Annotated in this window: 12 protein-coding genes; 4 read left to right on the top strand and 8 right to left on the bottom strand. The window is 55.4% G+C overall.

Annotated features, from left to right (window positions below; all coding sequences use genetic code 11):
* Positions 1 to 125: 125 nt before the first annotated feature.
* Positions 126 to 1,784, top strand: a complete 1,659-nt coding sequence (locus FIV00_RS22845) for a lysine--tRNA ligase (RefSeq protein ID WP_152502919.1) — start codon at positions 126 to 128, stop codon at positions 1,782 to 1,784.
* A 57-nt stretch (positions 1,785 to 1,841) separates the two neighbouring features.
* Here the strand turns inward: FIV00_RS22845 and FIV00_RS22840 are convergent, their stop codons facing one another.
* Entirely contained in the window at positions 1,842 to 2,741 is a 900-nt protein-coding gene (locus FIV00_RS22840) for a thermonuclease family protein (RefSeq protein ID WP_152502918.1), read from the bottom strand.
* A 297-nt stretch (positions 2,742 to 3,038) separates the two neighbouring features.
* Between FIV00_RS22840 and FIV00_RS22835 the strand changes: the two genes are divergently transcribed.
* Positions 3,039 to 3,383: a DUF952 domain-containing protein gene (locus tag FIV00_RS22835; RefSeq protein WP_152502917.1), complete on the top strand. Its 345-nt coding sequence runs from the start codon at positions 3,039 to 3,041 to the stop codon at positions 3,381 to 3,383.
* Complete coding sequence (locus FIV00_RS22830) at positions 3,380 to 4,474, top strand: quinone-dependent dihydroorotate dehydrogenase (protein ID WP_152502916.1); 1,095 nt, start codon at positions 3,380 to 3,382, stop codon at positions 4,472 to 4,474. The genes FIV00_RS22835 and FIV00_RS22830 overlap by 4 nt, the downstream gene beginning before the upstream one ends.
* Positions 4,475 to 4,476: 2 nt before the next feature.
* On the opposite strand, the gene FIV00_RS22825 is transcribed toward FIV00_RS22830, so the two are convergent.
* On the bottom strand, positions 4,477 to 5,829 hold the full coding sequence (locus tag FIV00_RS22825; protein WP_152502915.1) for an MATE family efflux transporter: 1,353 nt from the start codon (positions 5,827 to 5,829) through the stop codon (positions 4,477 to 4,479).
* Positions 5,830 to 5,984: 155 nt separating this feature from the next.
* On the opposite strand from FIV00_RS22825, the gene FIV00_RS22820 reads away from it, so the two are divergent.
* Complete coding sequence (locus FIV00_RS22820; protein WP_152502914.1) at positions 5,985 to 6,953, top strand: histone deacetylase; 969 nt, start codon at positions 5,985 to 5,987, stop codon at positions 6,951 to 6,953.
* On the opposite strand, the gene FIV00_RS22815 is transcribed toward FIV00_RS22820, so the two are convergent.
* The 6 genes from FIV00_RS22815 to FIV00_RS22790 all read right to left on the bottom strand — a co-directional run bounded on the left by FIV00_RS22815 (position 6,880) and on the right by FIV00_RS22790 (position 13,438).
* Positions 6,880 to 7,158: a DUF6460 domain-containing protein gene (locus FIV00_RS22815; protein ID WP_152502913.1), complete on the bottom strand. Its 279-nt coding sequence runs from the start codon at positions 7,156 to 7,158 to the stop codon at positions 6,880 to 6,882. The two genes, FIV00_RS22820 and FIV00_RS22815, sit on opposite strands and share 74 nt — an antisense overlap.
* Before the next feature lie 499 nt (positions 7,159 to 7,657).
* Positions 7,658 to 8,794 carry an AraC family transcriptional regulator gene (locus FIV00_RS22810; protein WP_152502912.1) on the bottom strand — a complete coding sequence of 379 codons (1,137 nt, stop codon included), beginning with the start codon at positions 8,792 to 8,794 and terminating at the stop codon, positions 7,658 to 7,660.
* A gap of 155 nt (positions 8,795 to 8,949) precedes the next feature.
* Positions 8,950 to 11,160 (bottom strand): 3-hydroxyacyl-CoA dehydrogenase NAD-binding domain-containing protein, encoded by a 2,211-nt coding sequence (locus tag FIV00_RS22805; protein ID WP_152502911.1) that lies wholly within the window; start codon positions 11,158 to 11,160, stop codon positions 8,950 to 8,952.
* Between the two features lie 19 nt (positions 11,161 to 11,179).
* Entirely contained in the window at positions 11,180 to 11,560 is a 381-nt protein-coding gene (locus FIV00_RS22800; protein ID WP_152502910.1) for a cupin domain-containing protein, read from the bottom strand.
* Between the two features lie 3 nt (positions 11,561 to 11,563).
* The gene (locus FIV00_RS22795; protein ID WP_152502909.1) at positions 11,564 to 12,772 is read right to left on the bottom strand and encodes an acetyl-CoA C-acetyltransferase; all 1,209 of its coding nucleotides are present in this window, start codon (positions 12,770 to 12,772) and stop codon (positions 11,564 to 11,566) included.
* A 27-nt stretch (positions 12,773 to 12,799) separates the two neighbouring features.
* Positions 12,800 to 13,438: a glutathione S-transferase family protein gene (locus FIV00_RS22790; RefSeq protein ID WP_152502908.1), complete on the bottom strand. Its 639-nt coding sequence runs from the start codon at positions 13,436 to 13,438 to the stop codon at positions 12,800 to 12,802.
* Between the last annotated feature and the right edge of the window lie 101 nt (positions 13,439 to 13,539).

Raw genomic sequence — 13,539 nt, 5'->3', positions numbered from 1 at the left:
GCGACATGTGATTGCACATGAATGCTGCTTGATCTAGTGTCGCGCCGCAGCATTTGGCCCGAGGCCCCAAAAAGCCTTCCGTTATGCTGCGCAATTCATCCAAACAAACAGAACGAATTCAAAAAATGACCGACCAATCCCTGCCTCCGCTTGACCTTTCGCAAGACTTTGTCGAGGCGGCCCGGAAATCGAAAGCCTGGCCGTTCGAAGAAGCGCGAAAACTGGTCAAACGTATCGAGAAGCGGGATCCGGAAAAGCCGGTTCTGTTCGAAACCGGCTATGGCCCGTCCGGTCTGCCGCATATCGGAACTTTCGGTGAAGTGCTGCGTACAACCATGGTGCGCACGGCTTTCCGTTTGCTCACTGAAGACAAGATACCGACGCGTCTCCTGTGTTTCTCCGATGATATGGACGGAATGCGCAAGATCCCGGAAAATGTTCCGGATCGGGCAGCACTTGAGCCATATCTTCAAATGCCTTTGAGCGTCGTTCCCAATCCGTTCGGCGGGGATTTCGACAGTTTCGCCGCTCACAACAATGCGATGTTGCGCCGGTTCCTCGATACATTCGGCTTCGACTACGAATTCGCGAGCGCGACGGAGTATTACAAGTCCGGCAAGTTCGACGAAGTGCTGATCCTGGCGACACAAAAATATCAGAAGATCATGGACGTCATGCTGCCGACGCTGGGCGAAGAGCGTCAGGCAACCTATTCACCTTTCCTGCCGATCTCGCCGAGTTCGGGGCGCGTTCTTTACGTGCCGATGAAAGAGGTCAACGCGAAAGACGGCACCATAACGTTCCAGGATGAAACCGGTGAGGACATCACTTTGCCGGTGACCGGGGGGCAGGTGAAGCTTCAGTGGAAGCCGGACTTTGGTATGCGCTGGGCGGCACTTGATGTCGATTTCGAAATGTTCGGCAAGGACCACATGACCAATGCGCCGATCTACGACAAAATCTGCAACATTTTGGGCGGAAAGGCTCCTGAGCACTATGTCTATGAGCTGTTCCTGGACGAAAAGGGAGAAAAGATCTCCAAGTCCAAGGGCAACGGCCTGACCATTGACGAATGGCTGACCTATGCAGCGCCTGAAAGCCTGGCGCTGTATAATTATCAGAAGCCCAAAACGGCAAAGAAGCTCTATTTCGACGTCATTCCGAAAGCGGTCGACGAGTACTACACGTTTGCTCAGAAATACGAGCAGATGCCGGTTGAGCAAAAGCTGCAGAATCCGGCCTGGCACATCCACTCCGGCAACATTCCGAAGATAGATTTGCCAGTGCCTTTTGCCATGCTGCTCAATCTGGTGTCAGCTTCCAATGCGGAAAACAAAGACGTCCTCTGGGCCTTCATCTCGCGCTATGCACCAGGTGTCACACCTGCGACGCATCCGGATCTGGATGCGCTCGTTGGTTATGCGATCCGTTACTTTGAGGACTTTGTTCGACCGGCCAAGTCGTTCAAGGCTCCGGACGAAACCGAGCAGGCCGCGCTTCGTCAGCTGGACGAAAAACTGGCAGCGCTGCCGCAGGACGCCGATGGCGCAGCCATTCAGGATGCCGTGCTCGATGTGGCGCGTGCAATTGAGCGGTACCAGGATCCGAAGAAAAAAGGCCCTGATGGTGGTCCCGGAGTTTCGGTTGTCTGGTTCTCCGCGCTCTATCAGCTTCTGCTCGGCCAGGAAAAGGGCCCGCGTTTCGGCTCGTTCGTGGCTCTTTACGGCATAGCCGAGACCCGGGAGATGATCCGCAAGGCACTCGCGGGCGAACTCTCGACCTAAACAGGAAAGGCGGCGTGAATGCCGCCTTTCAAATTCTCAAGACTATGGTCGCTGCGCTCATTGCTGGGGAGCAATGGCCGGATTGCCAAGGCCGAAAAGCGATGTGTCGTCTTCCGGTGCTTCGGGATCGGCTCTGAGGCTCCATTCGACGATTTCAGGCTCGATCACTTCAAGGCCGGGCAGTGCGGCAGTCGGATCGTTTTCCCATTGTGTGGCAGGCAGGTCTTTCAACCATTCTGCCTGCCATTTGCCGATCTTTCGCTCCTTGGCCTTGAGTGCCAGTTCCTGCAGGTGGTCGGGGGCATTCTCAAGAGGATCCGCCCATCCATAGCGGACCAACCGGGTACTGAGATCTATCTTGCCTCTGCTGCAGGTTGCCAGGATTTGCCGGGGGCCGAGTTCTTCGATCTTTTCGCAGTTGACCTTGAATTGGCGGATCAATCCGCGCAGAAAAGTTCTGGCGCGCGCTCCGCAAGGCCAGGTGCCGCCGAGGCGGGAGACACAGGTCTCTTCCGGCTCGAGCGGAATAATGTGAGCCAGCTTGACCGTAATTTGGTTCGCACGCAGCCGGCCACCGTCCAGGACCTGCACCCTGACAAGTTCCAGAGGGCCGTCCGGGATCGGCTCGACCGGCGGATCCTTTAGTTCCAGATAGCGTTTGGAAGGCGCAATACGCTTCAAGCCACCACTCACTTTTGGCGCGCTGACCCCGTCAGGTGAGACGTCCCGAATGTTTCCTGGAAGAGGAGCGGGTGCCGCCGGGGCAGGTGAAGAAGTTTGCGCACTGGAGATTTCGTTTTTGGTCTCTGCCACCAAAGCCTTTGCCAGTTGGCCGTCATGCCCAGCGGCTGTTTCGTCGGAGGATGAGCCAGGCGGGTCGGCCAACAACAGCACCGCAAGCAGACCGCCGGCGGCGGTCAGCACAAGAGCAGGTACCAAGACTGACCTCAGATTCATTCCGCTATCACTCGCTTTTCAGACACGGCGAATGATAGCGCCAAACGATTTGAATGCCGAGTGTGCAAATTGGAACAACGCTCTTTAGACGAGACAGGTGCGAATTTCGTATTTTGCTGTGTTGCTGCGTCTCTCATGGCAGAAGTTTCAGCGTTTATCCTTAAAAAAATGTCGTGCCGTGAACAAGTGGCTAATGGTCAGCTTGTTCGACAGAATTCACTTGAGTAGTGTCCTGCCGGCGGAATTGACGGCAGGATTGGAATAACCCGCGCTGCCGTCTCGCGAAAAGGCACACGGATGACCCTGATTTTCAAGATCGTTCCACGATCTCTTTGGCAGACCGCGATCCAGGAAGGACGCTTTAAAGGCGCTCCTGTCGATCTTTCGGATGGTTTCATACACTTTTCAACTGCGGATCAGGTGCGAGAAACGGCACAAAAGCACTTTGTCGGTCAGGAAAACCTGCTTTTGGCAGCCTTTGACACTGATGCCCTTGGTGAAGAGCTGAAGTGGGAGCCTTCGCGCGGCGGTGCCTTGTTTCCGCACCTTTATTCGGATCTTGACCCAGCGTCTGCTGTTTGGGTCAAGGAGCTGCCTCTCGGCAAGGATGGCGATCATGTCTTTCCGGAGTTGGGAAAATGAGTTTGCCGTGGTTGGACAAGGCAGCACTGAAGGTTCTTCGCGGTTTGGACGCAGAGACCGCGCACAAGATGACGATACTTGCGCTGAAGTCCGGTGTCCTGCCTGGCCAAAGACGTCGGTCTGACCCGCGTCTTGCGGTGAAACTATGGGATTTGACCTTCCCGAATCCTCTCGGCATGGCAGCAGGTTTCGATAAGAATGGCGAGGTACCGGATGCGCTTCTGAAGCTTGGGTTCGGTCATGCGGAAGTCGGATCCGTAACACCAAAGCCACAACCTGGTAATCCGCGTCCGCGCGTCTTTCGATTGCCTGCCGATCAGGGCGTTATCAATCGCTATGGATTTAACAATGACGGACACGAAGCGCTGCGCAAACGTCTTGATGCAAGGCGAAAACTTTCCGGCATTGTCGGTATCAATGTTGGGGCGAATAAGGATGCTGAGGACCGGATTGCCGACTATGTCAGCGGCATTTATGCCTTTGCCGACATAGCAACCTATTTCACCGTCAATATTTCATCGCCGAATACACCCGGCCTGCGCGACCTGCAGGCGCGATCGGTTCTGGCCGAGCTTTTGACGGGCGTGATTTCTGCGCGTGATGAGTGCACTCAGAAAATTGGCCGTCATGTGCCCGTGCTTCTCAAGATAGCTCCAGATGTTGCAGATGAAGACCTTTCCGACATCGTCGAGGAAGTCCTGGCGAAAAGCGTCGATGGGTTGATCGTTTCAAACACCACAGTTAGCCGAGATGGCCTGAGCGGACATGGGCCGTCAGCTGAATCCGGAGGCCTCTCGGGCCGTCCGCTTTTCCGCAAATCGACGATCATGCTCGCCAGGGCACGCAAGCTTGCAGGACCCCAATTGCCGATCATTGGAGTTGGCGGCATCGATAGCGCCGAAACCGCGTGGACCAAGATCACTGCGGGAGCAGATCTCTTGCAGCTCTATTCTTCGCTAGTTTTCAAAGGACCTGCATTGGTTGGTGATATTCTGGACGGGCTGTCGGACAAGCTTGAAGAACAGGGGCTTTCCTCGCTGAGGCAGGCGAGGGATGCCAACATGGACGCATGGGCAGGTGAAAAAGCCTGACATCAGCCTTCTTTAAAGGTTTCAGCTGCGCGTTTTTGACAGGCAGCCAGCATGGTGAAGCCCCGAGCGCCGAAAAACAGCAACAAGGCCAGCCAGAGACCATGATTGCCGAGATACGGGAAAAAGGCGTAGTAAGCAGCAAGATAGAGCACCAACGATAGGAGCATCATGTTGCGCATGGTGGAAGACCAGGTCGCACCAATAAAAACTCCGTCCATCTGAAATGCCAGCACACCGAACAGGGGTGTGAGCACCGCCCAGGCCAGGAAAGTTGCCGCTGTCTGCCTGACTTCCGGCGAAGTCGTCATGAAATCGATCATGAACGGTCCGAAGGCCCAAAAGAGCATTGCAAGAAGCCCGGCCAGTGCAAAGCTCCAAAGTGCCGTCAGTTTGAGTGTCCGGTCGAATGCGGGTCTGTGTTTCGCTCCAACGGCGCGTCCGGCCAGTTGTTCAGCCGCTGTGGCCAGACCATCCAGGAAGAACGCGGCAACCATGATGAATTTTTCAAGCAACGCATTGGCGGCCAGCACAATGTCACCCTGATCGGCCGAGCGTGCCATGAAGAACGCAAAGGCGTAGAGCAGCGTGAAGGAGCGGATCATGATATCGCGGTTGATCGCCATCATGCGCAACAGCAGCCGGCGATCGAATACTATGGCTGCAGCTGGCCAGTTTCCGTTCCTCGTTGCCGCAAAAATCAGAACAAGTCCGAAAATCGTTGCCGATATTTCGCTCAAGACGGTGGCAAACGCCACGCCTTCCACACTCCACCCGAGCCCGACCACGAACCACAGACTGAGAGCGATGTTGAGGCCGTTCAGAACCAGTTGCAGCAATAACCCGGTTCCGGCTTTGTTCAGTCCGATGAACCACCCCAAAATGGCATAGTTGGCCAGCAGAAAAGGAGCGCTGTAAACACGAACGTCGAAATAGCGGCTGGTTGCAGATTGCACGTCCTGGCTGCCGCCCATGAACCAGAGCCCGAATTCTTTAAGCGGCAATTGGGCGAAGATGACCGCAAGGCCACTCAAAAGAGCAATGACAAGGGCCCTGAGCAAAGTAGCCCGGACTTCCCGCTCGTTCCCGGCTCCCAAAGCTTGTGCCGTGAGGCCGGTTGTGCCGGAGCGCAGAAAATTGAATGTCGTGAAGGCAAGGTCGAAGATGATCCCGCCGATCGCGATGCCACCCAACAGCGCAGCGTCACCCAGCCGCCCGATGACCGCCATGTCGACCAGTCCGAGCAACGGTGTCGACAGATAGGCAAGTGTCATCGGCGCGGCGATTGCCAGCACGGAGCGGTGCGTAACGGAAAATGCAAATTTGGACGGCACGGGTGTGACACTACTGTGTGGCATGGAGATCTCTGACTGGACTGACGCTCTCTTTGTCCCGCTTAACCTGTTTCGTCAATCCACGAGCCTGCATACCCGATATTCCAGCATCCTTTGACGAAAGCGACTGTTCCGAAGCAGGGGTGTAAGACCTGAACGTCTGACGTATATTGCGGCCCATGTTACTGCCGATTGTTCATCATCCTGCCTATTGTGCTGATCTTCCTGCAAATCATCGTTTCCCGATGGACAAGTTTCGGGCAGTGGCCGATTTGATCCGGCAAGAAGGTTTTTTGGAGCAGGGTGACTTCCACCGGCCGCGGCCAGCTCCGTTCGAGTGGGTCGCTCTGGCTCATGATCCTGCTTACGTAGATCAGGTCTTCAATGGAAAGGTTCCGGACAAGATTGCTCGGGAAATCGGCTTTCCGATGCGGGAGGACATTGCGCTGCGCGCACGCTGCGCGACAGGTGGAACCGTGCTGACATGCTATCTGGCCTTAGAGCACGGCATTGCCTGCAACACTGCCGGAGGCAGCCACCATGCACGCCAAGCACACGGTGCCGGTTTCTGTGTTTTCAATGATGTGGCTGTTGCACTCAAGGTGATGCAGGCCGATGGAGCTATCGGTAAGGCATTGATCGTTGATCTTGATGTTCATCAGGGCGATGGAACCGCCGATATCTTTCAAGATGATCCGGATATTTTCACGTTCTCCATGCATTCCGAGAAGAACTATCCAGTGCGAAAGGTTCCTTCGCATCTCGACATCGCGCTGGCTGATCTGACCGGTGACGACGCCTATCTGATGAGGCTCACTGAAGTGCTGCGGGACTTGTTGGAGCGCGAAGCCTGGGATCTGGTCGTCTATAATGCCGGTGTCGACCCTTATGAGAACGATCGTCTGGGCAGGCTTGCACTCACCAGAGAAGGTCTGCGGCGACGCGACAGATTGGTGATTGAAAGTGTACGCTCTTTTGGAATTCCGATCGCAGGTGTGCTCGGCGGAGGTTATTCAACCGACATCGATGAACTTGCGGATCGGCACGTCACTCTGCATCGTGCCGCGAGGGCGGTCAGTTCCTGGTCCGGCCCATCGAGAGAAGGCGAGATACCAACCAGATCGGAACAACCACGATTGCGCCGATGACGAGGTAATTTCCCAACCTGCCGATTGCATTGAAGCCCATATCCCAGAGACGTTCGAAAAAGTTGAGAACCATGTAGACCAGGTCGATCGGGTCCAGGTTAAGTGCGGACAAGACGATCCCGACCACGAAGGAAAGGAAAACAAGCCGCAACAGCACCTGAGCGGGAGAGCCTCCGAGAAAACGGCTCAAGCCGGTGTCTGACATGCGTTTCTCCTGATCCTGCGTTAATTTCTGAATTGTTCCGGAAGTTAGGAATAATCGTACCGGATTACAATGGCAGGCCTTCGGATGCGTTCAAAACCCCGAATAATTGTATGTGGTGGCGTAAATGGTAAAATCCTTTACGCGTCAGGCCAATTACTTACTTCGCATTATGGGTAATGATGATTCTAGGTTGGATAAATCGGTGGCAGAGCGAAATCCCACAATCGCGGCCAACTGACCAACCTCTACCTGTGGTGAAAGACATTCGTCGGCCCGGCGCGGAAAAACGGGTTTGGCAAACAAAACGATCACGCTGCGGGATGGGCCGGAAAAATATCGAAGACGGAACGGTCTCTATGCATGTCGTAGTCCGAAACCGTTTTTGGAGATAGGTAGCTGAGCGGGAGTTTTCGCTACCTGACGGCAAATAGAATGTTCTTAGGCACGGTGGCTCACTTGCCCGAAAGTACCACCGTGCCCCAATTCTTCCAATTTCTGATCAGTCAGCTGTAATCGCTTCCCGCAGGCGCGGCCGGGTGGCGTGCGCACTTTTGTTTTTTGGTGAAGGCTGGGTGAATTGCTTGACACTGTCGTCTGAAGCGGGATCGCCATTGATCGACAGAGGTTTCTCCGGCGCTTCCCGAACCTTGCGGGGAGAAACTCCGAACCACGCCTTCACAGCGCGGGAGAATGTACTGAGTTCTGAAAAACCCAAAAGATAGGCTATTTCCTTCATGGGCAGATCCGTGCTGCGCAGGTACCTTTCTGCGGCCGATCGGCGGATTTCTTCGCTGAGTTTGCGGAAACTCGTGCCTTCCTTTTCCAATAGGCGCTGCACGGCACGTTGCGACATTCCGAGTTTTGCTGCCACATGTGGCAGAGTGCAGGAGCCGTCGGCCAGATTGGATGCGACTTCATTCGCAATTCTGGACAGCGGTGCTTCCAGTTCACCGAACCGGTCCAGTTCGCTCAAAGCCGATTTCAGGATGATATCGTAAAGATGGGCGTCGTTGCGGCGAAGCGGACGCGACAACAGAGCCTTTGGCAAGGCGATCCTGTTGTGAGGTGCGTTGAAGCGGATGCGGCCTTGGTACTTTTTCTGAAAGGCGGATCTGTTTTTGGGTTCCGAAGTCGCCAATTCGATCATGATCGGTGGCGTTTTCATATCCAGAGCATGTTCCAGCTGCTGCGTCGCCCAGCCCATCCGCGCAAACATGTTCTGCCGCCATTCACCGCGACCTTCCAGGATCGGCCATTGAACGTAGCCACCGGTCTCATCTTCTTCGAAGGTCATGCGGTAGGCATTGGTGCGGATCGAAATAAACTTCACCCAGGCCTGACATGCATCGCGCAGGGTCGGCGCACAGGCAAAAAGATAGTCGAATATGGAAAAACAGCCGATATCGACATTGTTGAACAGGTCGAACATGACGGCATCGTTGCCAAGTTTCTCGGCAATATACTCAAAGACACCATGCCAGGCTGTTATGGGAACAACGCCCTGGGGGTCTTCCAGGCTCGCAAGGTCAAAGTTGTAACGTTGCGCCAGATAGGGCCAGTCCAAATCTTCGTTTGAACAAATATCGCGCAATACGCGGAAAACGTCCGCGCGCGCCCATTCGCCATCAAGCGACATTCCCAACTCCAGCCGACGTGCACAGCTCTTTTACGAAATGTGCATGACAAGTCGTGAAGGATCAAGTTTTGACGTGATTTGCTAACACATATCACGTGCAAAATACGTAAAAATGACAATACCGCCCCTGAAAAGAGGCGGTATCTGCGCGAAGATTAAGCGGCGTCCTTGTCCAATTGAGGCGTTTTCGGCGGGAATCTCCCATAAAAACTCTGATTGTCCTTGGCCATGTCCCGGAGCAATTTGTTGGGTTTGAAACGCGGGCCCCATTTGCGGGTGAACTTTTTGCAAAGCTCCACGAAAGCCGGGGTGCCCATCATGTCGATATAGGACAGTGTCCCACCGGAATAAGGTGCGAACCCGAAGCCGAGGATCGAGCCGACGTCAGCTTCACGCACATCGGTCAGGCATTTCTCTTCGAATATTCGCGCGGTTTCCAGAGCCTGCATCACCAAGAGGCGCTGCTTCAATTCTTCAATGTTGAAGCTTTCTGCGGACTTCGGCTGACCGGTAACCTCCGGAATGCCAGGCCACAGGCTCTTTTCCTTGCCCTTGTAGTCATAGAAGCCCTTGGCATTCTTGCGTCCGAAGCGTTCGCGCTTGACCACCATTTCTTCCAGAATGTTGTCCAGAGGTCCTTCGACGTATTTGACGCCGAGGTCCTTGCGTGTCGCCGAAACGATCTTCCAGGCAAGATCCAGCGCCACTTCATCGCCGAGCGAGAGCGGCCCAACAGGCATGCCGGCCATTTTGCCCGCATTTTCGATCATTGCCGCTGGAACACCGTCCGCAAGCATCATCAGGCCTTCGCGGATATAAGTCATGACAACGCGGGATGTATAGAAACCGCGACTGTCGTTGACCACAATCGGTGTCTTCTTGATTGCCTTGATGTAGTCGAGAGCCAGGGCGAGGGCCCGGTCCGAAGTGCGTTTTCCAAGGATCACCTCAACCAGCATCATCTTGTCGACCGGCGAGAAGAAATGGATGCCGATAAAGTTTTTCGGCCGCTTGGAAGCTTGGGCCAGGGACGTTATCGGCAGTGTTGACGTGTTTGATGCAAAGATTGCGCGGGACTTCATGACCGCTTCGGCCTTTTCCGTCACGGTCTTTTTGATATCCCGGTCCTCGAACACCGCCTCGATAACGAGATCGCAGTCCGCAAGCGCATCGTAGTCGGTGGTCGCCACGATCTTGGCCAGCAGTTTTTCCTTCTGGTCTTCGCTGGCCCTGCCTCGCTTGATCGCCTTGTTCATCAGCTCTTCGGTATGAGCCTTGCCCTTGTCCGCAGCCTTCTGATCCCGATCGATCAACACGATATCTATTCCGGCTTGAGCCGAAACATAAGCGATGCCGGCTCCCATGAAACCGGCTCCCAGAATGCCAACTTTCTTGATCTTGTTCGGCCGTTGGTCGAGCGGGCGGCGTGCCAGCTTGTTGAGTTCCTGCATCGACACGAAGAGTGAACGGATCATGTTGGCAGCTTCAGGCGTTTGCAGAACCTTGGCGAAGTAACGGCTTTCCACCTGCAATGCGAGATCCATCGGCAGCTGCAGTCCTTCAACAACAGAATACAGCAGGTAGCGCGCACCTGGATAATTGTCGTGGGTCTCGCGCCGGTAGATTGCATTCGCTGCAGGCCAGAACTGGAACCCAGCTGGAGAGTAGATCTTGCCATTGGGCAGCTTGTAGCCCTTCTTGTCCCACTCCTTGACCGGATCGATTCCGGCTTTCAGCATCTTTTTGGCAGCTGCGACAAGTTTTCTTGTGCCGGTCACCTCATCGACCAGTTTCATTTTTTGAGCCTGCGGAGCGCGCAAGGTTCGTCCCTGCAGCAGGAATTGCATGCCTTGCTGGCCATCTGTCATCCGCATGACACGCTGCGTGCCGCCAGCGCCTGGGAAAAGGCCGACCTTTACCTCCGGCAAGCCCATTTTCAGGCCCTCATCGACAACCCGTGCATGACAAGCCAGGGCAAGCTCCGTTCCGCCACCCATGCAGGTGCCGGCAACGGCGGCCACGAACGGCTTGCCGCAGGTTTCCAGTTTCCGATAGGCCAGTGACAGTTTACGCGAGCCTTCAAACAAGGCCTTGGCGGCTGCCTCCGGATCGCTTCCGCGCTTGACATGGAAGTCCTTCAAGAGACCCTCCAGCATCGTCAGGTCCGCGCCTCCCGAAAAGGCTGCCTTGCCGGATGCAATGACAGCGCCCTTGATGGCGACGTTGCCGGCAACTTCATCAATCAGGGCGTCCAGCTCGTCCATGACCGAAAGATCAATGACGTTCATCGATTTTTCCGGCATGTCCCAGGTGATCAGCGCCAAGCCGTCGGTATCGGTCTCAATAGTGAAATTCTTGTAGTTCATCTGACAATCCTCCTCGGTCTCAAGCGCCGTTGGTCAAGTGGGCGCGCTGTTGCGCTGCCGACTTCGTGCCTTCCACGACCACGTCGCCCGTGTGTTTGGTTTCTGCAGGTTCAAAAAGCATCACCCAGCATTCGTTCTCAGCCAGCGGGTTGTGTTCCACGCCTTTGGGAACCACATGCAGTTCTCCGGCGGACAAAACCACATCTTCGCGATCGCGGTACTGAATGGTCAGACTGCCTTTGACAATGAAGAACAGTTCGTCCTCGTCGGCATGGTCGTGCCAGACAAACTCGCCTTTCAACTTGGCTAGTTTGACACTCTGATTGTTGACATCGGCAACAACCCGCGGCGACCAGTAGTCGGTAATCTGGCCGAACTCCCTGTCGAGATTGCTGATCATCGCTCAGACCCGCTCGATGATTGTGGCCGTGCCCATGCCCGCGCCAATGCAAAGCGTTACCAGAGCCGTGTTGAGGTCCCTGCGCTCCAGTTCATCAAGCACGGTTCCAAGGATCATGGCTCCGGTTGCACCCAGAGGATGCCCCATGGCGATGGCTCCGCCATTGACGTTGACGACGTCAGGATCGAGATCGAAGGCCTGCTGATAACGCAGGACAACGGAAGCAAACGCCTCGTTGATCTCGACGAGGTCGAGGTCCTTCATATCCATCTTGGCGTTTTTCAGAAGCTTCTCGGTAACATCCACCGGCCCGGTCAGCATCAGGGCAGGTTCGGAACCGATATTGGCGAATGCCTTGATGCGTGCCCGCGGCTTGAGTCCAGAGGAGCGCCCCGCCGTGCTGGAGCCGATCAGGACTGCGGCAGCGCCGTCCACAATGCCGGACGAGTTACCGGCGTGGTGCACATGTTTGACGTTTTCGATTTCCGGATGCGCCTGAATACCGACGGCATCAAAACCACCCATTGCGCCCATCAGTTCGAAAGATGCATTGAGCGCGGCGAGCGACTGCATATCCGTTTCTGGCCGCATGTGCTCGTCTCGATCGAGAATGGTAATGCCGTTGATGTCCTTCACCGGGACCACCGACTTGGAAAAGCGTCCTTCGTCCCAGGATTTTCCGGCGCGTTTCTGGCTTTCCACGGCATAGGCATCGCAATCGTCGCGAGAGAAGCCATATTTGGTGGCGATCAGATCCGCGGAAACACCTTGCGGCATGAAATAGGAAGGAACGGCGACCTGTGGTTCAATTGGCCAGGCACCTCCAGAAGCACCAATGCCAACGCGGCTCATGCTCTCCACACCACCTGCGACCACCAGTTTGTGTTGACCAGCCATGACCTGGGCGGACGCCATGTTGACCGCGTCCAGCCCAGAGGCACAAAATCGGTTGATCTGCATGCCGGGAACCGACGTCGCATATCCGGCGGCAAAGACAGCTGCACGGGCGATGTCACCGCCTGCTTCTCCGACCGGATCTACGCAGCCGAGCACGACATCATCGACTTTTGCCGTATCCAGTGAATTGCGATCACGAATGGCTTCCAGAGCTGTTGCTGCCAGACGTACGGACGGAACTTCATGCAAAGCACCGTCCTTTTTTCCGCGGCCGCGCGGCGTGCGCACGTGGTCGAAAATATAGGCTTCGGGCATCAGATCCTCCTCAAGATCAGACGATCCTCACTTGGCGTCCGGCAGGGGATGGCCGGGCATGAGGTCATAGGGGTGTTTCCAACCGGGCAGGGCCTTGATCCGGTCCAGCCAGGCAATGACGTTTGGATAGGGTGCGAAATCAATGCCGGTCTCGTCTCGGACATAAAGGTATCCGCACAGAGAAAAGTCGGCTGTCGTTGGCTTCGACCCGATGGCGAATGCGTTGTGTTCGAAGTGATTGTTCAGGATGGCGAGAGCAGACTTCACACGTCCGTCGAGCCAGCCGGTTACTTCGGTTTCACCGGTCTTGATCAACGCGCGCAGGAAGCGAAGCGGGCCGATCATGCCGGAGACTTTTTGATTGTCGAAGATGGTCCAGCGCAGAACTTCGCGGCGTTCTTCTGCGGTGTCGCCACCGAATTTGCCGAACTTTTCCGTGAGGTAATCCAGAATGACGCCGGACTGGGTCAGGACATTCGATCCTTCGACGAGAACCGGAACTTCACCCATCTCATTCAGTGTCGTGCGAAATTCTTCCGTACGGGTTTCTCCATTGAAGAAGTCCACCCATTTGGGCTCCCAATCGGCACCGCACAATTCCAGCATCAAGGCCACTTTGTAGGAGTGACCCGATTGTGCCATGCAGTGAAGAACGAATTCAGCCATAACTTGATTATCTCCCTGGCAAATCAGTTGAGGGGCGAGACTAACGCGCCGCGTCACGATTTGCGCGGGTGAATTTCCGACCCTCGCAAGAGGGGCCGAAC

This window comes from Labrenzia sp. THAF82, from assembly GCF_009363435.1.
Classification (GTDB): Bacteria; Pseudomonadota; Alphaproteobacteria; order Rhizobiales; family Stappiaceae; genus Roseibium; species Roseibium porphyridii.
The sequence above is the reverse complement of the archived record's forward strand: the minus strand, read 5'-3'. Positions and strand labels throughout refer to the sequence as shown.

Excerpts from the sequence above, each read along its gene's own strand:
- FIV00_RS22845 (WP_152502919.1), top strand. The coding sequence starts at position 126 with ATGACCGACCAATCCCTGCCTCCGCTTGACCTTTCGCAAGACTTTGTC.
- FIV00_RS22840 (WP_152502918.1), bottom strand. The coding sequence starts at position 2,741 with ATGAATCTGAGGTCAGTCTTGGTACCTGCTCTTGTGCTGACCGCCGCC.
- FIV00_RS22835 (WP_152502917.1), top strand. The coding sequence starts at position 3,039 with ATGACCCTGATTTTCAAGATCGTTCCACGATCTCTTTGGCAGACCGCG.
- FIV00_RS22830 (WP_152502916.1), top strand. The coding sequence starts at position 3,380 with ATGAGTTTGCCGTGGTTGGACAAGGCAGCACTGAAGGTTCTTCGCGGT.
- FIV00_RS22825 (WP_152502915.1), bottom strand. The coding sequence starts at position 5,829 with ATGCCACACAGTAGTGTCACACCCGTGCCGTCCAAATTTGCATTTTCC.
- FIV00_RS22820 (WP_152502914.1), top strand. The coding sequence starts at position 5,985 with ATGTTACTGCCGATTGTTCATCATCCTGCCTATTGTGCTGATCTTCCT.
- FIV00_RS22815 (WP_152502913.1), bottom strand. The coding sequence starts at position 7,158 with ATGTCAGACACCGGCTTGAGCCGTTTTCTCGGAGGCTCTCCCGCTCAG.
- FIV00_RS22810 (WP_152502912.1), bottom strand. The coding sequence starts at position 8,794 with ATGTCGCTTGATGGCGAATGGGCGCGCGCGGACGTTTTCCGCGTATTG.
- FIV00_RS22805 (WP_152502911.1), bottom strand. The coding sequence starts at position 11,160 with ATGAACTACAAGAATTTCACTATTGAGACCGATACCGACGGCTTGGCG.
- FIV00_RS22800 (WP_152502910.1), bottom strand. The coding sequence starts at position 11,560 with ATGATCAGCAATCTCGACAGGGAGTTCGGCCAGATTACCGACTACTGG.
- FIV00_RS22795 (WP_152502909.1), bottom strand. The coding sequence starts at position 12,772 with ATGCCCGAAGCCTATATTTTCGACCACGTGCGCACGCCGCGCGGCCGC.
- FIV00_RS22790 (WP_152502908.1), bottom strand. The coding sequence starts at position 13,438 with ATGGCTGAATTCGTTCTTCACTGCATGGCACAATCGGGTCACTCCTAC.